This window comes from Amycolatopsis sp. FBCC-B4732 (genome assembly GCF_023008405.1).
Taxonomy (GTDB): Bacteria; Actinomycetota; Actinomycetes; order Mycobacteriales; family Pseudonocardiaceae; genus Amycolatopsis; species Amycolatopsis pretoriensis_A.
Genome location: NZ_CP095376.1, coordinates 338933 through 358466 on the forward strand (window position 1 = coordinate 338933; position 19534 = coordinate 358466).

A 19534-nucleotide genomic window follows, 5' to 3' on the forward strand; every position below is an offset into this window, starting at 1 on the left:
CGAATTCGGCTCCGGTCACGATTGTTCGGCCATCGGGCGGCGTGCCTGCCGCCGAATGGGGACGGCAATTCTGCCAGCGAATAACATACCGCTCCGTGAATGTTTTCTGGACGGCGGCGATGACCGTTTTGTCCGCGACGGGGGCGATTCTTCTGGTCGCGGCCGGGCTCGGGCACGCGGTGCGCCACCGGGAGCACCGCGCGGTGCTGCGGGCGCACCGCCTGCTGCCCCCGGCGCTCGCCGTCCCGACGACGCTGGTGGAGCTGCTGCTCGGCGCCGCCGTCCTGCTGGTCCTGCTCGTGGTTCCGGCGGCCGCCACGCCGGCCGTGCTCGCGCAGGCTGTCTTATACGTCGCGTTCGCCGGTTACGCGGGCGTGCTGCGCGTGCGACGACCGGGCGTGCCGTGCGGCTGCTTCGGCACCGAGGCCGTTTCGTGGGCCGTGGTGGCGAGAGCGGCCGTGCTCGCCGCGGGCAGCGCCGGCTGCGCGGCCCTCGGGACGGCGGACCCGCTGTGCGTGGCAGCGGGCGCCGTCCTCGCGATGGCGGCCTACCTGTTTCGCTGACGCCTCAGGCGGAGCGTTCTCCGAGGCGGGGGAACGGCTTCGTGGAGAACAGGACCTCCACCGAGACCTCGAAGAACTCCGCGATCCGCAGCGCCAGGTAGAGGCTCGGGCTGTACTCGCCGCGTTCGAGGTAGCCGATCGTCTGGTAGTGCACGCCGAGGGCCTCCGCGAGCTGGCGGCGGGAGATCGACCGCTCCGCGCGCAGCATCGCGATCCGGTTGTAGACGACCTCACTCATGACTACCCCACACGCTGCATGGCCTTCTCCCGCCGTTCGGCCACCGACGAACCCGCTTCGCGCCGCGCCATGCGGCGGAGCAGGACCGGGGCCAGTGCCAATCCGATCACGGCCCACGCGACGAGCACGGCGAGGGTCGGCAACGGCCGCCACGACTGGCCGATTTCGACGACCACCGCGGTGTCCGGCAGCAGCGCCGAGCGCATGCCGAGCCCCAGCCAGTACATCGGGAACACCTGCGCGACGCCCTGCACCCAGCCCGGCAGCGCGGTGACCGGGTAGAAGATCCCCGAGATCGCGCCCAGGCCCATGATCGGCAGCGTGATCAGCGCGATCGACCGCGGGCTGTTGGTCAGCGAGCCCAGCGCGGCCCCGAGCGGCAGGGTCGCCACCAGCCCGAGCGCCAGCACCCACACCAGGTGCAGGTACGACCAGCCGCCGTCCGGGGCCAGCGAGTCGAACAGGAACAGGCACGGGATCAGCACCAGCAGGATCGAGGTGACCTGCGCGATCGCCACCGCCGTCGTCTTCCCGACCAGGTAGCCGAGCATGCCGTTCGGCGTCGCTTTCGCGCGCAGCAGCGTGCCGTCCTCGCGGTCGATGGCGAGGTAGCCCGCCGTGCTGTTCAAGCCGTTGAACACGATCCCGGCGCCGAGCACGCCGGGCACGGTGGCCGCGCCGAGCGAGAAGCCGGTGCCGGGCAGGGTGGCGTTGCGCATGAAGAACAGCGCGCCGAGGAAGAGCGCGACGAAGACCAGCTGCCCGACGACGTCGTCCCGGTTGGTCCAGGTCTGCTTGAACTCGATCCAGCCGCGCGCCAGGCCGGTGCGCAGCGCGGCGGTCTTGGCGTTCATCGCGCACCCGCTTCCTGGAGGCCGAGCTCCGTTTCGCCGGCGGTCTCGGCGCGGTGGACCAGCGTCATGTAGGTGTCTTCCAGCGACGCCCGCCGGACCTCGAGGTCCGCGACCGCCTCGCCGTGCTGCTTGAACAGGTCGTACACGTACTTCGTCGCTTCGGTCGTCGAGTGCACGAAGCGCTGGTCGCCGACGCTCCAGCGGACTTCGGCCTCCCCGGCGATCTGCCGGCTCAGCTCGTCGGCCGAGCCGTCGGCGACGATCCGGCCGCCGTTGAGGATGAGGATCCGGTCGGCCAGCTTCTCGGCCTCGTCGAGGTCGTGCGTGGTGAGCAGGATCGTGGTGTCGAGCTCGTCGGAGAGCCGGTGCACGAGGTCGTGGAACTCGCGGCGCGCCTCGGGGTCGAAGCCCGCGGTCGGCTCGTCGAGGAACAGCAGCTCGGGCCGCCCGACGATGCCGATCGCGACGTCGAGCCGCCGCCGCTGGCCCCCGGAGAGCTGCTTGAGCTTCTTGTGCGCGTGGTCGGTCAGCCCGACCGCGCCGATCAGCTCGTCGACGTCCCACGGCCGCGGCATCGACGGCGTCGAGTACGGCGCGTAGTACCGGCCGAGGTGCGCGAGCAGCTCCCGGACGCGCCACTTCCCGTGGTCGCGCCAGGACTGGAGGACGACCCCCAGCCGCGCCCGCCAGTCCTCCCCGCCGTGCGCCGGGTCGGTGCCCAGCACGCTCACCTCGCCGGCCGACCGCATGCGGAAGCCTTCGAGGATCTCGATCGTGGTCGTCTTGCCCGCGCCGTTGGGCCCGAGCAGGCAGACGACCTCACCGCGGTACGCCTCGAACTCGACCCCGTGCAGCACGTCGTTCGCGCCGTAGCGCATGCGTAGCCCGCGCACGCGGACCACCGGATCGGCTGGATCTCTCATCGCACGTCACCCCCATCTGACTGATGCGATCGAATGTAGCACACCTACTACATTTGATTAGACTTCTGCTTCACGCGTGGGCCGGGCAAGGTCATGAACGAGTCGTTCACCGCGCCGGACGGCATGAACGACTCGTTCATGCCGTCCGCCGTGCCTCTGACCTGCGCCGCGACGCCCGGTGAAAAGTTTCTCCCGGGTCCGGGAACTTGACCCGCGGTCATCCGGTTCGCCGGGCATGGGTACTTGGCTGGCGCTCGCGCTCCCGGGTGGCGTCGTGGTCCTGCTGGTCGTGGCCGCGATCGAACTGCGGCCGCGCAAGGACGGCTCGCGCTTCAAGGCGCGGCTGTCCGCGACGTACGTCGAGGAGACGACCGCGTTCCTCTACGGCACCAAGCGGCGTGAGCTGGAACACCGGGAAACGATGTCGATGCTCGTCGAGCAGGACGCCGAAGGGGCGCCTCCGTGGCGTGACGTGGACTTGGACGCCGGGATCGCGAAGATTCGGGCCCGTTCGGACCCGCCGGGGCCGGAAAACGGCCAGCTACAGTGACCCCATGCCGACCCCAGCACGCGTGCGAGCCGACGCGTGCCCTGGTGTTTTCGCACCGCACGACGCCGCCGACGGGCCACTCGCGCGGGTGCGGCTGCCCGGCGGCACGATTTCCGCGGTCCGGCTGCGCGCGCTGGCCGACGCCGCCGAGGCGTGCGGCGACGGCGACCTCCACCTCACTTCGCGCGGCAACGTCCAGCTGCGCGGCGTCACCCGCCCCGGTCTCGCCGAGCGGCTGACCGATGCCGGCCTGCTGCCTTCGCCGTCGCACGAGCGGGTCCGCAACGTCCTCGCGTCGCCGTCGAGCGGGCTGCGCGGCGGGCTCGCCGACGTCCGGGGCCTGGCCGCCGCGCTCGACCTCGCGCTGTGCGCGGCGCCGGAGCTGGCCGCGCTGCCCGGGCGGTTCCTCTTCGCCTTCGACGACGGACGCGGCGACGTCGCCGGGGAAGGCGCCGACGTCTGCTGGCGGGCGACCGGTCCGGCCGAGGGCACGCTGCTGCTCGCGGGCGGCGACACCGGCCGCCGGGTGGCGCGCGCGGACGCCGTCGCCGCGGTGCTCGACCTCGCGCGGGAGTTCGCCCGCGTGCGCGGGACCGCCTGGCGCGTCGCCGAACTCGACGACCCGGCTTGGCGCGGGACACCGGTCGCCTTCGCGGACGCCGAAGTCGTGGCCGGGGTGTTCTCGCGGGACGACGGCGGTCTCGCGGCGGGGGTCGTGCCGCGTTTCGGGCAGCTTTCGGCCGCGCAGGCGCGGGCCCTGGCGGAGTTCGGGACGGCGGTGGTCACGCCGTGGAAGTCCGTGGTCCTGCCGGACGTGCCCGCGGACGTCTTCGAGCGGCTGGGTTTCGGCGCGACCGCACTGGGCACGACCGCCTGCATCGGCCGGCCCGGCTGCGCGAAGTCGCGCGCCGACGTGCGCGCCGACGCGGTGTTCCGGCCCGGGCTGCGCGCGCACTTTTCGGGCTGTGAACGGCGGTGCGGCAAGCCGTCGCAGTCCCATGTGGACGTTGTGGCGGAAGCGGACGGATATCGGGTCGACGGCCGTTGGGTGCCGCTCGACGAGGTGAAGGGAACCCTGTGATCGACTACCTGCGGGACGGTGCCGAGATCTACCGGCACTCGTTCGCCACGATCCGCGAGGAAGCGGACCTGGCGATCCTGCCCGACGACGTGGCCGGGCTGGCGGTCCGGATGATCCACGCCTGCGGCATGGTCGATCTGGTCGACGACCTGCGCTACACCCTCGACGTCGTCGAGTCCGGCCGCGCCGCGCTCGAAGCGGGCGCGCCGATCCTGTGCGACGCGCAGATGATCGCCAGCGGCGTCACCCGCCGTCGCCTGCCCGCGGCCAACGAAGTGCTGTGCACGCTTTCGGACCCGAGCGTGCCCGGGCTCGCGGAGCGGATGGGCACCACGCGCTCGGCGGCGGCCCTGGAACTGTGGCGCGACAAGCTCCCCGGCTCGGTCGTGGCGATCGGCAACGCGCCGACCGCGCTGTTCCGCCTGCTGGAAATCCTCGACGAAGGCGTGGGCGCGCCCGCGGCGATCATCGGCGTGCCGGTGGGCTTCGTCGGCGCCGCCGAGTCCAAAGTGGAACTGGCGAAGCGCGCCCCGGCCCCGTACCTGGTGGTGCACGGCCGGCGCGGCGGCAGCGCGATGGCCGTGGCCGCCATCAACGCACTCGCGAGCGCCGAAGAATGAGCCTGGGCAAGCTGTACGGCGTCGGCCTCGGCCCCGGCGACCCGGAACTGATGACGGTCAAAGCGGCGCGGCTGATCTCCGAGGCGTCGGTGATCGCGTACCACAGCGCGCGGCACGGCCGCAGCATCGCGCGTTCGGTCGCCGAGCCGTACCTGCGCGAGGGGCAGATCGAGGAGAAGCTCGTCTACCCGGTCACCACGGAGACGACCGACCACCCGGGCGGTTACGAGGGCGCGATCGCGGACTTCTACGAGCTGAGCGCGAAGCGGCTGGCGGAGCACCTCGACGCGGGCCGCGACGTCGTCCTCCTCTGCGAGGGCGACCCGTTCTTCTACGGCTCGTACATGTACATGCACGAACGGCTTTCCGGCCGCTTCGAAGCGATCGTCGTCCCGGGGGTCACGTCGGTGAGCGCGGCGTCGTCGGTCCTCGGCCGCCCCCTGGTCCAGCGCGACGAGGTCCTGACGGTGCTCCCGGGCACCCTCCCGGCCCCGGAACTGGCCCGCCGCCTGGCCGACACCGACGCGGCGGCCGTCCTGAAGCTGGGCCGCACGTTCTCTTCGGTGCGCGAAGCGTTCGCGGAGGCGGGAAAGCTCGACGACGCGGTGTTCGTCGAGCGGGCGACGTGGGGGCAGCAGCGGATCGAGCCGCTGGCTTCGGTGGACCCCTCGACGGTGCCGTACTTCTCGCTGGCTCTGCTGCCTTCGCCGGCTTACGCTTCGCGCCAGTCGCCTGCTGTCGCTCCGGCTTCTGCCGGGTCCGGTGGCGAAGTCGTGGTGGTCGGCCTCGGTCCCGCGGGTCCTGAGTGGCTGACGCCGGAGGCTTCGGCGGAGCTATCCGAGGCCGAGCACATCGTCGGGTACGGCCCGTATGTCGCGCGGGTGCCCCAAAAGGCGGGCCAGCAGCGGCACGCGTCGGGCAACCGCGTGGAGGCGGACCGCGCTCGTGAGGCCCTATCCCTGGCCGCGGCCGGTGCCCGGGTGGCGGTGGTGTCTTCGGGCGACCCGGGCGTGTTCGCGATGGCGTCGGCGGTCCTGGAGCAGGTCGCGGCGGGCCACGGCACGGGCGTCCGGGTCCGCATCGTCCCGGGCGTGACGGCGGCCCAGGCGGCGGCGTCCCGGGTGGGCGCACCGCTGGGGCACGACTATTGCGTGCTTTCGCTGTCGGACCGCTTGAAGCCGTGGGAGATCATCGAGAAGCGCCTGGACGCGGCGGGAGCGGCGGATCTCGTGCTGGCGCTGTACAACCCGGCTTCACGCACTCGGACGACTCAGCTGGCCGACGCTCGTGCGGTCCTGCTCCGCCACCGCGCGCCGTCGACTCCGGTGGTGGTCGCGCGGGATGTGGGCGGCGCGGAGGAGGAGATCCGCGTCACGACCCTCGGGGACCTCGACCCGTCCACAGTGGACATGCGCTGCCTGCTGATCGTGGGCTCGTCCCGAACCCGCGCGGAGAACGGTATCGTCTGGACCCCGCGCAGCTACTGAGGAGGCGCCTTTGGTCATAACTGTCTTGACAATTATGACCAAAGGCTCAGAATTTCGATCTTCGCCCGGCGAAGAATTTATTTTTCGCATCCCTGAGCCGCTTGAGCTGCAGAGATGGCAATAACAAGATCAACATTAGCCTTTTGGGTAGTGCTCGAAAACGGCTTCTTGCGGCACACTTGGTCTTCGGTGTCGCGTCCGGTGTTTCAGCTCGGACGCCTTGGTCTTGTGCCGGGAGAGTCATGGGATTTGTCTTGGTGCTCGCGGGAGTGGCGTTCGTGGGTGTCGTGATCGTTGCTGCGATCGCCGTAATCGTGCGCCGTGGAAATGCGCTGTGGCTGCTCGTGATAGCGGGTGTGCTGCTGCTTGCGTTGTTCGTGATCGATCGGGGCGATCCAGCCATGCTCGTCGCGCTGGCCGAACTCGTGAGAAGCATCGGCGGCGCGACCGGGCCATGATCAGGATTGCCGTTACCGGCCTTTGTGGTGCGACTGGCTCATCGGGACCCGACCAGAAAGTGGGAAGGCCACCTTGAAGAACATAGAGTTCCTCAAGGTGGCCTTCACGACCGCGTCAGCGGGTGGGGTCCTTGCCGTTCGGCTGGCGGGGGCCGGGACCCGGGGACCACCAGCCCGGCACCGTCTTCTCGCCGTGCACCACCGTCGGGGCGATGCCCTCCGTGAACGGCTCGATCTGCAGCAGCTGGCCCCACGACTGGCTCGGCTGCCCGATCAGGTAGCTCGGCACTTCGGGCTCCTCGGCCAGCTCCTCCAGCCACCCGATCGGCCCGCCGTTCGTCGACGACGCCCACTGGGCCTCGTCCGCCAGGCCGCCCGCCGTGATGCGGTACGCCGGGACCTGCGAGATGCCGTCGTGGGACGTCACCGGCTGGACGCACGGGTACACGAACGACGCCGGCCAGTCCACGTACACCGGCTTCGAGCCGATGCGGTCGGTCAGGGTCGTGAACGTCGGGACGCGGGGGGCGGACGCCGCGATCCAGCCGTCCTCCGTGAGGTCGTTGTCGACGATGTTGATGCGGACCGCGTCCGTCTCCGGGGGGAGGTCGCGCAGGTTGATGCGGGTGTCGTTCCAGCCGCCGGTACCCGCGCCCGGGGGGAGCATGAACTGGCTGCGGACGATCTTCACGCCGTCCGGGGTGTTGTGGCCGTAGTCGAGGCTGACCGACGTCGGGCGGCGGGCCGCGCCCGCGGTCGCCACCACGACCTGGCCGTCCGCCCGCTTCTCCGTCAGCGCGTACCAGTCGCTGCGCAGCCGGCCGGCGCGCGTCTCGGGGTCGAGGAAGCTCGACCACATCGGGACCTTCTCCGGCGTGAACCCGTGCGGCGGCTCGGCCAGCGGGTCCTTGTCGTCGACCGGGCGGGTGTGGAAGCCGGTCTGGACGCGGCCGTTGTCCTGGTCCGGGTTCGGCAGCGGCGAGTTCTCCTGCGGCTTCTCCGCGACGGTCCGCTGCTCGGACTGCGTGTGCAGGATGCTCGTCGCCGCGTCGCGCTCGACCATCACGTGGTCGGAGAGGTTGCAGCTCTTGCCGAACAGGTGCCCGACGTTCGCCGCGCCCAGGCTGTAGCTGCCGGCCTGGTTGTGGATCGCCCACGCCATCGTGACGAACTCGCCCGCCGCCACCAGGCCGCAGACCACCACCAGCGACAGCGACCCGAGCCGCAGCGCGCGCAGCCGGCCCTCCTGCACCGGCGGGGGTGCGTCCGGCCGGTGCGCGCGGACGTTCTCGACGAACGCGTATATCCCGGCGATCGCCGCCGCCACCAGCAGGATCGTCGACAGCGGGATGCCGCCGATCGACGGCGCCACGTTCGTCCACTGGACGCCGAGGCGCGAGACGAACCAGTACGTGTTCGGCCCGGTCGCGGCCAGCGCGGCGACGACCAGCAGCCCGGCCAGGAAGGCTGCCCGGTTGCGCTGGGACCGCAGCACGGTCGAGCTGGTCGCGAGCGCGGTCAGTGCCGCCATCGACGCGCCGACCGCGGCGAACGCGCCGAAGTGGTGCGTCCACTTCGTCGGCGTCAGCGCCAGCAGCAGGAAGAACAACGCCGTCGTGCCGATCAGGCGGCGCGCGGGGCCGAGCGCCGCGCCCTGGATGCGGCCGCGGCGCAGCAGCATCACCAGGCAGGTGGCGGTGCAGAGGCCGACCAGCAGCACCGGGAAGCGGCGGGGCGCCGAGCCGTCCGGCAGGCTTTCGAACAACAGCTGGTAGCGCGCGAGTTCCTGGAACCACGACAGGTTCGGGCCGACCTGGGTGCGGATCCGGGTCGCCTCCTGCACCGTCGCGAACGTCTGGTCGGCGAACACCACGACCAGCACGAGCAGCCCGGCCGCGGCGACCGGCGCCAGCACCGGCAGCCAGCCGCTCTCGTTCGCGCGCTGGCGCACCAGCTTGAACAGCGGCCGCGCAGCGACCAGGAACGGCGCCACCGCGAGCAGCCCGGTCGGCGTCGCGGCCAGGGTGAACCCGGCGGCGGTCAGGCCGAGGCAGAGCGGCAGCAGCCGTCGCGTCACCAGCGTGCGCTCGACCGCGCAGATCGCCAGCAGCGAGCCGAGCGCGGCCACCGGTTCCGGCCGGACGCCGTTGTTGTAGGGCATCCACCAGATCAGGAACACCGTCGCCGCGGCCCAGCTGGCCGGGCGGCTGGTGCGGATCTGGGTGCCCAGGCGCGGCATCACCTCGCGGCTGATCAGCAGCCAGCTGAGCACGCCGAGCAGGAACGACGGCAGCCGGATCCACGGCGGCACCGTGCTGACGTGCGTCATCAGCTCGAACACGTGGTAGAACCAGCCGAACGGCGCCTCGGCGACGCCGAACCAGCGGTGGTAGTTCGTCAGGTAGCCGGTCGATTCGGTGACCCGGGCCATCGTGAGGATGTAGCCGTCGTCCGAGGTCACCGGCCCGATGAAGACCCACGCGCCGAGCGCTGCGATCACCGTCGCGTCCCGCAGCGTCAGCCGCCACCAGCCGACCGGCGCCCAGCGCGGGGCGCGGCGCGCGAAGCCGGAGTCGCGCCGCCAGACCGCGATCATGCAGCCGATCAACGACAGGATGGCGACCACGCCGACGACGATCTTCAGCGCGGTCGGCGACGTCTGGTAGCGCGTGTCCGGCACGACCGAGACGTGCAGGCCGGCGATCGGGTCCTTGCTCGAGTTGATCGAGGAGTAGATGCCGACGACGCGGGGCCGCACGTCGCCGTTGGCGTGGAAGATCGGCGTCCCGGCCACGGCGAGGGTCATCTGCGTCGCGTCGACGTCCAGTTCGACGTCGCACTTCTCGGCGGGCAGCGGCTGCTGGGCGATCTGCTGACCCTGGCTGGAGGCGAGCAGCACGCCGTTGTCCACGCGCAGCTGCATGCCGACGCCGTTGCCCGACTTCGGGTCGGTGCGGCCGTCCGGCACGGTGGCGAACAGCAGACCCGGGCCGTTCGTGCGGGCGTCGACCGAGCGGATCGCCGCGCACGGCAGTTCGGCACGCAGGTCCTGGGCCCAGTACCCGGTCAAGGGCGCGTTGACGGAGCGGGTGTCGCTGCCGGTCGGCCAGACGACCTCCGCCGTGTCCTGCACCACCGGCAGGAAGGGGAAAGCCAGCGCGCACAAGGCCGAGAGCAACCCCAGCGCTACGGCAATCAGACGCATCGGCGCAACGCTAACGGGTCAGCGGTCGGCGGCTGACGCAGCCCCCGGATCACGTGGGGTGAACCGCCCGTGGTGGACCGCCTCCGTCAGGGGACGGCGGTTGCGCCAGCCGTGGCGCTCCAGGTCCGGCACGCTCTCGAGCCGGCTCACCGGGCCCACGCAGAGCCACGCGACCGGCCGGACGCCGTCCGGGATGCCCAGCAGCTCGCTCAGGAACGGCTCCCGGTAGAAGCTCACCCAGCCGACGCCGAGGCCTTCCGCGGTGGCGGCGAGCCACAGGTTCTGGATGGCCAGGCACACCGAGTACAGGCCGGCGTCGGCGATGGCGTGCCTGCCGAGCACGTCGGGCGCGCCGCGGGCCGGGTCGTAGGTGACGACGATGCCGAGGCTCGACTCGAGGATGCCCTCGATCTTGATGTTCGCGAAGGTGCCGGCGCGGTGCTCGGCCAGCTGCGCGGCGAACACCTCGCGCTCTTCGTGGACGTGCTTCGCGAACTTCTCGCGCGTCGGGTGGTCGTCGACCAGCACGAAGTCCCAGGGCTGGGTGAGCCCGACGCTGGGCGCGGCGTGCGCGGCTTCCAGGACCCTCGTCAGAGTCGCTTCCGGGACGGGCGCGCCGGTGAACTCGCCGCGGACGTCCCGCCGCTTGCGCAGGACTTCGTAGAACTCTTCGATCATCGGTGCAGCACCCATTCGACGGCTTCCGGGACGGTCGCGGCGGTCTCGGTCACCGGCCGCGGCGGGCGCCGGACGACCAGGACGGGCTTGCCCAGCTCCCGGGCCGCGGTCAGCTTCGCGCTGGTCCGGCCGCCGCCGGAGTCCTTGGTGACCAGGACGTCGACGCGGCCGAGCAGCTCACGCTCGGCGGCCACTTCGTACGGCCCGCGGGCGAGGATCAGCTCGTGGTGGCGCGGCAGCGGCGGCTCGGGCGGGTCGACGCAGCGGATCAGGAACCACAGGTCGTCGAGGTGCGCGAAGGCGGGCAGCCCTTGGCGGCCGCTGGTGAGGAACACGCGCTTCCCCAGGCCGGGGAGCTTTTTCGCGGCGTCGGCGAGGTCGTCCGCCCAGTGCCAGACGTCCCCCGGGCCCGGCTGCCAGCCCGGGCGGGCGAGCCGCAGCAGGGGAGTGCCGGTGATCCCGGCCGCCTTCGCCGCGTTGGCGCCGATGCGTTCGGCGAAGGGGTGCGTGGCGTCCACGACGGCTTTCACTGCGTTCTCGCGGAGCCACGCCGCGAGTCCTTCTGCGCCGCCGAAGCCGCCTACGCGCACTTCGCCGACGGGCAGCCGTGGCCGCGCCACGCGTCCCGCGAGCGAAGAGACAACGCGGACTTCGCGCGCTGTCAGGTCTTCGGCGAGCTCCCGCGCTTCGCCGGTGCCGCCGAGGATGAGGATCACCGGGGACGTCCGTACCCGACGGCCTCGCGCCACCGGTCGAGAGTTCGCAGGTTGGCCAGGGTTTCGGCCCAGGTCAGCTCGGGGGCCTGCCGGTTCCCGACGTGCGTGGCGACGTGGTCGGCTTCGCGCGCGAAGACACCCTGGGTCGCTTCGACCTCGATGACCTCCGGTTCGCCGCCGGCCGGCGTCAGGATGATCTGCGACGTGCCCGGCGTCCGCAGCGGGTGGATCCACGCGGGCCGCGGGATGTGGAGGTGCCCGCGCGAGCCGTACACGCGGATGCCGTCTTCGCGGGTCAGGCGGATGCCGCACGAGATCGTCGCGAGGATGTCGCCGGGCAGCCGCAGCAGGCCGGTCGCGTACTCGTCGACGCCGTGCTCGCTCAGCCGGGCCATCCCGCTGACTTCGAGCGGCTCGACGACGTCTTCGCCGGTGGCGGCCTGGGCGACGAGCCGGGCGAGCGACGTGCAGTAGCAGCCGACGTCGAGGATCCCGCCTCCCCCGAGCGCCGGATCGCTGAGGCGGGCGGTCTCTTCGGGGTTGCTGTCGAAGGAGAACGAGGTGTCGACCGCGCGGACTTCGCCGATCGCGCCGCTCGCGACGAGTTCGGCCAGCCGCCGCGTCTGCGGGTGCAGCCGGTACATGAACCCTTCCATGAGGAAGACGTCGTGCGCCCGCGCGGCGGCGATGACCTCTTCGGCGTCGGCGGCGGTGAGCGTCAGCGGCTTCTCGCACAGCACGTGCTTGCCCGCCTCGGCGGCGGCGATCGCCCAGTCCTTGTGCAGGGCGTGCGGTGTCGAGATGTAGACGGCGTCGACGCCGGGGTCGGCGAGGAGGTCTTCGTAGCTGCCGTACGCCTTCGGGATGCCGAACCGCGCGGCGAAGTCCCGCGCCCGCCCGGCATCTCGCGCGCCGACGGCGGCCAGCGTGCCGTGCTCGCTCTCTTGCACACCCGCGGCGAAGTGGCCGGCGATCGTCCCGGCGGCCAGCAGGCCCCAGCGCAGTTCCGTCACAACGACTCCGGTTGGTCGGCCCGGTCACGGGCACTCGAGTAGAGGAAGCTGTCGGGGAAGTTCGTGGCGGCCAGCACCCGCCCGACGAAGATCGTGGCCGCGCGGGTCATCCCGGCTTCGCGGACGAGCGCGGGGAGATCGCCCAGCACCCCGCGCACGACGGTTTCCCCGGGCTGGCTCGCGAGCGCGACGACGGCCACGGGGCAGTCGGCGCCGTAGTGCGGGACGAGTTCGCCGGCCACCCGCTCGACGTGGTTGATGGCGAGGTGCAGCGCGAGCGTCGCCCCGGTGGCGGCGAACCCGGCGAGCGTCTCCCCGGGCGGCATCTTGGTGGACCGCGCCTGGACGCGCGTGATGACGAGGCTCTGCCCGATCTCGGGCACGGTGAGCTCCCGTTTCAGCGCGGCGGCCGACGCGGCGAAGGCGGGCACGCCGGGAACGACCTCGTACGGGACACCGGCGACGTCGAGCCGCCGCATCTGTTCGGCGACGGCGCTGTAGAGCGACGGATCCCCGGACGTCAGCCGAGCGACGACCTTCCCGTCCTGGTGCGCACCGACCATCCGCGCGACGATCGCTTCGAGCGCGAGGTTCGCGGTGTCGATGAGGATCGCCTCCCGCGGGCAGTACGCAAGGAGATCGGTGGGCGTCATGCTGCCGGGGTAGAGGCAGACGCCGCACCGGGCGAGAAGGTCCCGGCCCCGCACGGTGATGAGGTCGGCGGCACCGGGCCCGGCGCCGATGAAGTGGACGGTCACCGGCGGCTCCCGAGGATGCGGCCGGCGGCGGTGGTTGGCCGCCCGCGTAGACTCGGGCGCGTGCGGCCGGCGGTGGCGGTGGTTGGCCGCCCGCGTGGACTCGGGCGTGTGCGGTGGGTGGTGGCGGTGGTTGGCCGTGCGCTCAGCCTCGGCCGTGTGCGGCTGCTTTCCGTGCTCATCGGCTGCTCCACTGCGTCACCACCCGGGCCGGCGACCAGCCCGTGAAGCCGCCCAGTGGGGCCGCTCGCTCCACGCCGATGCGCACCAGCTCGCCGCCGTGCTCCGCGTATGCCCGGGCCAGCACCTGTTCCGCCTCCACCGTCACCCCGTGCGCCACCACGCGCGCTCCCGTGGCCACACATGCCTCCAGTACTCCCGTCACCGTCACGCCGCCGCCGATGAACACCGCGTCCGGGGCGGGCAGTGCGCTCAGCACCTCCGGTGCCTCTCCCGTCACCACCTCCAGTTCCGGTACGCCCAGGTCCACCGCGTTGCGGCCGATCCGCTCCGCTCGCTCGGGGTCTCGCTCGATCGCGATCGCCCGGTTCAGCCCGTTCAGCCGCGACCACTCGATGCCGACGCTGCCCGCGCCCGCGCCGACGTCCCACAGCAGCTCGCCGGGGCTCGGCGCGAGCCTCGACAGGGCCGAAACCCGCAGGTCGCGCTTCGTCAGCTGGCCGTCGTGGGCGTACACGTCGTCCGGGATGCCGATCAGGGGCAGTGCCGGACCCACGCACTCCAGCGCGAACACCGTCAGCGGGCCGGGATCGCCGGACCAGCCGTCGGTGATGCGCTCCTCGGGGCCGCCCAGGTTTTCCAGCGCGAACAGCTCGCTCTCGCCATACCCCCGCACGGTGAGGAGGGAGCGCAGCGCCGTCGCGTCGGCACCCAGGACGAGCACCCGCCGCCGCGGGGCCAGCACCCGGGCGACGCGGGCCGACGAGCGGCCGACGATCGTCACCACCTCGGTCTCTTCGGCGGACCAGCCCAGCCGGGCCCGGGCCAGTGTCACCGACGAGACCGCGGGGAACGCGTCGACCTCGTATCCATGTGCCACGAGCGTAGTGCCGACCCCCGACAAAAACGGGTCCCCGCTGGCCAGGACGCAGATCCGCTGCCCTTCGTGCTCCGCGATGAACGCGTCGAGCGCCGGCAGCAGCGGCGAGGGCCACGGCACCCCGCCGACCTCCGGCGGCAGGTACGCGAGCTGCCTCGGCGCACCCAGCACGACGTCGGCGCCGAGGACGAGGGCCTGGGCCGGTTCGGACAGGCCGGGCCACCCGTCGGCCCCGATCCCCACCACCGTCAGGCGGGTGGGGCCGTCGGGTGCCGCCTGTTCCGAGCCAGGTCGACGTGATTTTTCGCGCACGATTTCCCACCCTAAGCGAGGCGGGCGCTGTGCGATGATCGGCCGGTCGCCGACCTCAGGAGTGCTGTTGAAGCCCTACCCGTTCACCGCCGTCGTCGGGTTGCCGGACCTGCGTCTCGCCTTGGTCCTCTCCTCGATTTCGCCCGCCGTCGGCGGGGTGCTGGTGCGCGGCGAAAAGGGCACCGCGAAGTCGACGATGGTCCGCGCGCTCGCCGGGCTGCTGCCGGGCGTCGACGTCGTGGACGGGTGCCGGTTCTCCTGCGATCCCGCCGCGCCCGACCCGCTCTGCCCGGACGGCCCGCACGACGGCGCCGCGGCGCACCGGCGGCCCGCCAAGCTGGTCGAGCTGCCGGTCGGCGCGGCCGAAGACCGCGTCATCGGCTCGCTGCACCTCGAACGCGCGCTGGCCGAAGGCGTCACGGACTTCCAGCCCGGCCTGCTCGCCGCCGCGCACCGCGGGCTGCTCTACGTCGACGAGGTCAACCTGCTGCACGACCACCTCGTCGACACCCTGCTCGACGCCGCCGCGATGGGCCGCGCGACCGTCGAGCGCGAAGGCGTTTCCGTTTCGCACGCCGCGCGGTTCGTGCTGATCGGCACCATGAACCCGGAAGAGGGCGAGCTGCGCCCGCAGCTGCTGGACCGGTTCGGGCTGACCGTCGAGGTCGCCTCCAGCCGCGACCCCGAGCAGCGCGTCGAGGTCGTCCGCCGGCGCCTCGCCTACGAAGCCGATCCCGACGGTTTCGCCGCGCGGTACGCCGAAGAGGATGCCCGGCTCGCCGAGGAGATCGAGTCGGCGCAAAAGCTCCTGCCCGCGGTCAAGCTGCCCGACGACGCCCTGCGCCAGATCGCCGAGATCTGCGCGTCCTTCGAGGTCGACGGCATGCGCGCGGACATCGTGACCGCCCGCACCGCCGTCGCGCACGCGGCCTGGGCCGGCCGCGACGAGGTCACCACCGAAGACGTCCGCGTCGCCGCGCGGCTCGCGCTGCCGCACCGGCGCCGCCGCAACCCGTTCGACGCGCCCGGCATCTCGGAGGAGCAGCTGGAGCAGGCCCTGCAGGACGCCGGGGCGGGAGAGCAGCCCGGTCCCGAGGACGACGGCCCCGGCTCGGGTTCGACGCCGGACGAGGCCCCGCAGGAGGTTCCCCAGGGCGACGCTCCGCAGGGGCAGCCGCCGCAGCAGCACCAGAACGGCGGGCAGCAGAACACCGTCGGCGCCGGGGAAACGTTCAAGGCCAAGGTCTTCCGCGTCAAGGGCATGGGCGAGGGCGAGCGTGGCCGGCGCTCGCGCGCGATCACCGACAGCGGCCGCACCATCGGCGTGCAGCCGCCGAGCGTCCGCGACGGACGGCCGCACCTGGTCGCGACCGTCAAAGCCGCGGCACCGCACCAGAAAGCCCGCGGCCGCGACGGCGCCGCGCTGAAGCTGTGTCCTGAAGACCTGCGGTACGCGCGGCGGGAAGGCCGCGAGGGCAACCTCGTGCTGTTCTGCGTCGACGCGTCCGGCTCGATGGGCGCGAAGGCCCGCATGCGCGAGGTCAAGACCGCGGTGCTGTCGCTGCTGCTCGACGCCTACCAGCGCCGGGACAAGGTCGGGCTGGTCACGTTCCGCGGTGCCGCCGCCGAACTGGCGCTGCCGCCGACGATCAGCGTCGACGCCGCCGCGTCCCGCCTCGAAGGCCTGCCCACCGGCGGCCGGACGCCGCTGGCGGAAGGGCTGCTGGAGGCCGCGCGAGTGCTGCGCGTCGAGGAGATCCGCGACCCGCGGCGCCGTCCGCTGCTCGTCGTCGTCACCGACGGCCGCGCCACCAGCGGCCCGGACGCCGTCGCGCGCGCCCAGGCCGCGGCCGGGCTCCTGACCGGCGTCACGACGGTCGTGATGGACTGCGAGAGCGGCAAGATGCGGCTCGGCCTGGCCGCCGACCTCGCCGCCCACCTGGGCGCGGACCACGTTCCCCTCGCCGACGTCGCCGCCGAATCGCTGGCGGGCGCCGTCCGCGCCCGGACCGGAAGGGCCGCCTGATGCCGCAGGGCAAACCGGAAACCGTGCCGGACGACGGGCTGACCACGCGCCAGCGCCGCAACCGGCCGTTGCTCGCCGTGCACACCGGCGAGATGAAGGGCAAGTCGACGGCTGCGTTCGGGATGGCGCTGCGGGCCTGGAACCAGGGCTGGTCGATCGGCGTGTTCCAGTTCGTCAAGTCCGCGAAGTGGCGCGTGGGCGAGGAAGCCGCGTTCAAGGCGCTGGGCAAGCTGCACGTCGACACCGGCGAGGGCGGCCCGGTCGAGTGGCACAAGATGGGCGAGGGCTGGAGCTGGGCGCGCAAGTCCGGCACCGAAGACGACCACGCCGCGAACGCGCGTGAGGGCTGGGCGGAGATCAAGCGCCGGCTCGCGGCCGAGGCGCACGGCTTCTACGTCCTCGACGAGTTCTCCTACCTGCTCAAGTGGGGCTGGCTCGAGGTCGACGACGTCGTTTCCACCCTGGTCTCGCGGCCCGGGCACCAGCACGTCGTCATCACCGGCCGGTACGCGCCGCCGGAGCTGATCGATGCCGCCGACCTGGTCGCCGAGATGACCAAGGTGAAGCACCCGATGGACGCCGGCCAGAAGGGCCAGCGGGGGATCGAGTGGTAGCGCGCGTGGTGATCGCCGCGCCCGGCTCCGGGCACGGCAAGACCACCGTCGCCGCCGGGCTGATGGCGGCCCTGCGCACGGCCGGGCACCGCGTGTCCGGGCACAAGGTCGGGCCGGACTTCATCGACCCGAGCTACCACGCGCTCGCCACCGGGCGGCCCGCGCGCAACCTCGACCCCTTCCTGCAGGGCGAGGACCGGCTGATCCCGTTGCTGCGCCACGGTTCGGCCGGCGCCGACATCGCCGTGATCGAGGGCGTGATGGGCCTGTTCGACGGCGCGCTCGGCACCGAGGGCTACGCCTCGACCGCGCACGTCGCCCGGCTGCTCGACGCGCCGGTCGTGCTCGTCGTCGACGCTTCGGCCGCTTCGCGCAGCGTCGCCGCGACCGTGCTCGGCTTCGCCCACTACGACAACCGCGTGCGGCTCGCCGGCGTCATCCTCAACAAGCTCGGCTCGCAGCGCCACCTCGATGAGATCGCCTCCGCGCTCGAGGCGACCGGCGTGCCGCTCTTGGGCGCGTTGTACCGCAACGAGGAGATCCACGCGCCGAGCCGCCACCTCGGGCTCGTCCCGGCGGCGGAACGGGCCGCGGAAGCGCAGCACGTGCTGCCCGCGCTGGCCGCGTGGGTCACCGAAGGCGTCGACCTCGAAGCGATCGTCCGGATCGCCTCCGCCGCACCGGGGCTTTCGGCGCCGCCGTGGGAAGCGCCCGGTGTGGACGGTCCGCGCGTGACGGTCGCCGCCGCCGGTGGCGCGGCGTTCACCTTCCGCTACACCGAGAACGTCGAGCTGCTGGCCGCGTGCGGGGTCGACGTGGTCGACGTCGACCCGCTGCGCGACGAAGCCCTGCCCGAGGGGTGCGCCGGGCTGTACTTCGGCGGCGGGTTCCCGGAAGTGCACGCGGCCGAGCTGTCGGCGAACACGGCGTTGCGCGCGCAGGTCGCTTCGGCGATCGAGCGCGGGATGCCGGTCAGCGCCGAATGCGCCGGGCTCCTTTACCTGTGCCAGTCCCTGGATGGCCTCCCGATGGTCGGTGCGGTGCCCGCGGACGCGAAGATGACCGCCCGCGGCAAGCTCGGTTACCGGCGCGCGGTCGCCGTGGAGGACAACCTCCTGGCCGCGGCCGGGCAGCGCGTCACCGGGCACGAGTTCCACCGCACCGAGGTGACGCCTTCGCACGGCGCCAAGGCGGCCTGGGGCTGGGACCGGCAGCTGGACGGGTTCGCGTCGCCGACGCTGCACGCGTCCTACCTGCACGTCCACTGGGCCGGGTACCCGGAGCTGGCGCACCGGTTCGCCGCGCGGGTGCGGGTCCGTGCCTGACTACGACCTCCACCACCACGGCGACCGCGAGGTCGGGCCGGGGCTGGTGGACCTCGCGGTGAACGTCCGCCTCGCGCGGCCGCCTTCCTGGCTGCGTGCCGAACTGGTGTCCGCTTTGGACGCCCTGGCGGCTTATCCCTCCTCGGCGGACGCCGCGGCGGCGGTGGCCGCGCGGCACGGGCGTGCGGTGGAAGAAGTCCTGGTCACGGCCGGTGCCGCGGAGGCGTTCACGCTGCTGGCGTCGGCTTTGCGGCCGCGCCGCGCCGTCGTCGTGCACCCGCAGTTCACCGAGCCGGAGGCCGCGTTGCGAGCCGCCGGGCACGACGTTTCGCGCGTGATCCTGTCCGAAGCGGACGGCTTCGTCCTCGACCCGGCGCTGGTCCCGGCCGACGCCGACCTGGTGTTCGTGGGCAACCCGACCAACCCGACTTCGGTGCTGCACCCCGCTTCGGTGTTGCTGGCCTTGACGCGGCCCGGGCGGCTGCTCATCGTGGACGAGGCGTTCCTGGACGCGGTGCCCGGCGAAGGGGAAAGCCTCGCCGCCGGCCACCCCGGTGTCGTCGTGCTGCGCAGCCTGACCAAGACGTGGGGCCTGGCCGGGCTGCGGGCGGGGTACGTGCTCGCCGAACCCGGCGTCGTCGAGCGGCTGCGGGCGGTGCAGGTGCCGTGGTCGGTGTCGACCTTGGCCGGGGTCGCCACGGTGGCGTGCTGCCGGCCGTCCGCTTTGGAGGAAGCCGAGAAGCTGGCCTACGCGGCGGAGTCCGACCGCGAATACCTGGTGTCCGGGCTGGCTTCGGCGGGCCTCGCCGTGCTCGGCGACCCGCGCGGCCCGTTCGTGCTGGTGCGGGCCCCTGGCGGCGCGGCGCTGCGGGAGCGGCTGCGCGACGCCGGCTACGCGGTCCGCCGCGGGGACACGTTCCCCGGCCTCGGCCCGGACCACCTGCGCCTGGCCGTGCGTGACCGCGCGACGACGGACGCGTTCTTGAAGGCGCTGGAAGAAGTTCGCTAAACACCGACAGGGGGCTGTCGCCGCCACCGCCCAGAGTGGGCGGAGCC

At 72.6% G+C, this 19534-nt stretch carries 19 protein-coding genes; 10 read left to right on the forward strand and 9 right to left on the reverse strand.

Annotation, left to right across the window (positions count from 1 at the left end):
• Positions 1 to 95 precede the first annotated feature (95 nt).
• The gene (locus MUY14_RS01200; RefSeq protein ID WP_247019903.1) at positions 96 to 563 is read left to right on the forward strand and encodes a MauE/DoxX family redox-associated membrane protein; all 468 of its coding nucleotides are present in this window, start codon (positions 96 to 98) and stop codon (positions 561 to 563) included.
• A 4-nt stretch (positions 564 to 567) separates the two neighbouring features.
• Here the strand turns inward: MUY14_RS01200 and MUY14_RS01205 are convergent, their stop codons facing one another.
• The 3 genes from MUY14_RS01205 to MUY14_RS01215 are packed head-to-tail and all read right to left on the reverse strand — an operon-like array spanning position 568 to position 2578.
• A complete protein-coding gene (locus MUY14_RS01205) occupies positions 568 to 801 on the reverse strand; it encodes a helix-turn-helix transcriptional regulator (protein ID WP_043784651.1) in 234 nt (77 codons plus the stop codon).
• A 2-nt stretch (positions 802 to 803) separates the two neighbouring features.
• Positions 804 to 1655, reverse strand: coding sequence for an ABC transporter permease (locus tag MUY14_RS01210; protein WP_247019905.1), 852 nt, complete (start codon positions 1653 to 1655; stop codon positions 804 to 806).
• The gene (locus MUY14_RS01215) at positions 1652 to 2578 is read right to left on the reverse strand and encodes an ABC transporter ATP-binding protein (protein ID WP_247019907.1); all 927 of its coding nucleotides are present in this window, start codon (positions 2576 to 2578) and stop codon (positions 1652 to 1654) included. Before MUY14_RS01215 ends, MUY14_RS01210 begins: the two co-directional genes overlap by 4 nt.
• Positions 2579 to 2813: 235 nt before the next feature.
• On the opposite strand from MUY14_RS01215, the gene MUY14_RS01220 reads away from it, so the two are divergent.
• From MUY14_RS01220 to MUY14_RS01240, 5 genes are all read left to right on the forward strand, one after another.
• Positions 2814 to 3128: a DUF6191 domain-containing protein gene (locus MUY14_RS01220; protein WP_247019910.1), complete on the forward strand. Its 315-nt coding sequence runs from the start codon at positions 2814 to 2816 to the stop codon at positions 3126 to 3128.
• A gap of 4 nt (positions 3129 to 3132) precedes the next feature.
• The gene (locus tag MUY14_RS01225) at positions 3133 to 4209 is read left to right on the forward strand and encodes a precorrin-3B synthase (RefSeq protein ID WP_247019912.1); all 1077 of its coding nucleotides are present in this window, start codon (positions 3133 to 3135) and stop codon (positions 4207 to 4209) included.
• On the forward strand, positions 4206 to 4829 hold the full coding sequence (locus tag MUY14_RS01230) for a precorrin-8X methylmutase (protein ID WP_247019914.1): 624 nt from the start codon (positions 4206 to 4208) through the stop codon (positions 4827 to 4829). The genes MUY14_RS01225 and MUY14_RS01230 overlap by 4 nt, the downstream gene beginning before the upstream one ends.
• Positions 4826 to 6316, forward strand: a complete 1491-nt coding sequence (locus tag MUY14_RS01235; RefSeq protein ID WP_247019916.1) for a precorrin-2 C(20)-methyltransferase — start codon at positions 4826 to 4828, stop codon at positions 6314 to 6316. Before MUY14_RS01230 ends, MUY14_RS01235 begins: the two co-directional genes overlap by 4 nt.
• Positions 6317 to 6594: 278 nt before the next feature.
• Positions 6595 to 6774 (forward strand): hypothetical protein, encoded by a 180-nt coding sequence (locus MUY14_RS01240; RefSeq protein ID WP_247019918.1) that lies wholly within the window; start codon positions 6595 to 6597, stop codon positions 6772 to 6774.
• A gap of 115 nt (positions 6775 to 6889) precedes the next feature.
• Here the strand turns inward: MUY14_RS01240 and MUY14_RS01245 are convergent, their stop codons facing one another.
• The 6 genes from MUY14_RS01245 to cbiE all read right to left on the reverse strand — a co-directional run bounded on the left by MUY14_RS01245 (position 6890) and on the right by cbiE (position 14513).
• Positions 6890 to 9979 (reverse strand): arabinosyltransferase domain-containing protein, encoded by a 3090-nt coding sequence (locus MUY14_RS01245; RefSeq protein WP_247019920.1) that lies wholly within the window; start codon positions 9977 to 9979, stop codon positions 6890 to 6892.
• An 18-nt stretch (positions 9980 to 9997) separates the two neighbouring features.
• Positions 9998 to 10657, reverse strand: coding sequence for a 5,6-dimethylbenzimidazole synthase (gene bluB, locus MUY14_RS01250; RefSeq protein WP_247019922.1), 660 nt, complete (start codon positions 10655 to 10657; stop codon positions 9998 to 10000).
• On the reverse strand, positions 10654 to 11373 hold the full coding sequence (locus tag MUY14_RS01255) for a cobalt-precorrin-6A reductase (RefSeq protein ID WP_247019923.1): 720 nt from the start codon (positions 11371 to 11373) through the stop codon (positions 10654 to 10656). Before MUY14_RS01255 ends, bluB begins: the two co-directional genes overlap by 4 nt.
• Positions 11370 to 12386, reverse strand: a complete 1017-nt coding sequence (locus tag MUY14_RS01260; RefSeq protein ID WP_247019925.1) for a Gfo/Idh/MocA family protein — start codon at positions 12384 to 12386, stop codon at positions 11370 to 11372. The genes MUY14_RS01255 and MUY14_RS01260 overlap by 4 nt, the downstream gene beginning before the upstream one ends.
• Positions 12383 to 13144 carry a precorrin-4 C(11)-methyltransferase gene (gene cobM / locus MUY14_RS01265; RefSeq protein WP_247019927.1) on the reverse strand — a complete coding sequence of 254 codons (762 nt, stop codon included), beginning with the start codon at positions 13142 to 13144 and terminating at the stop codon, positions 12383 to 12385. Before cobM ends, MUY14_RS01260 begins: the two co-directional genes overlap by 4 nt.
• 175 nt (positions 13145 to 13319) lie before the next feature.
• Positions 13320 to 14513, reverse strand: coding sequence for a precorrin-6y C5,15-methyltransferase (decarboxylating) subunit CbiE (gene cbiE / locus MUY14_RS01270; RefSeq protein ID WP_247019929.1), 1194 nt, complete (start codon positions 14511 to 14513; stop codon positions 13320 to 13322).
• A gap of 67 nt (positions 14514 to 14580) precedes the next feature.
• Here cbiE and MUY14_RS01275 point away from each other — a divergent pair, with 67 nt between their 5' ends.
• The 4 genes from MUY14_RS01275 to cobC are packed head-to-tail and all read left to right on the forward strand — an operon-like array spanning position 14581 to position 19487.
• A complete protein-coding gene (locus MUY14_RS01275) occupies positions 14581 to 16539 on the forward strand; it encodes a putative cobaltochelatase (RefSeq protein ID WP_247019931.1) in 1959 nt (652 codons plus the stop codon).
• Positions 16539 to 17153, forward strand: a complete 615-nt coding sequence (cobO, locus tag MUY14_RS01280) for a cob(I)yrinic acid a,c-diamide adenosyltransferase (RefSeq protein ID WP_247019933.1) — start codon at positions 16539 to 16541, stop codon at positions 17151 to 17153. Before MUY14_RS01275 ends, cobO begins: the two co-directional genes overlap by 1 nt.
• Positions 17147 to 18478 (forward strand): cobyrinate a,c-diamide synthase, encoded by a 1332-nt coding sequence (locus MUY14_RS01285; protein WP_247019935.1) that lies wholly within the window; start codon positions 17147 to 17149, stop codon positions 18476 to 18478. The genes cobO and MUY14_RS01285 overlap by 7 nt, the downstream gene beginning before the upstream one ends.
• Positions 18471 to 19487 (forward strand): Rv2231c family pyridoxal phosphate-dependent protein CobC, encoded by a 1017-nt coding sequence (cobC, locus tag MUY14_RS01290; RefSeq protein ID WP_247019937.1) that lies wholly within the window; start codon positions 18471 to 18473, stop codon positions 19485 to 19487. The genes MUY14_RS01285 and cobC overlap by 8 nt, the downstream gene beginning before the upstream one ends.
• The last annotated feature ends 47 nt before the right edge of the window (positions 19488 to 19534 follow it).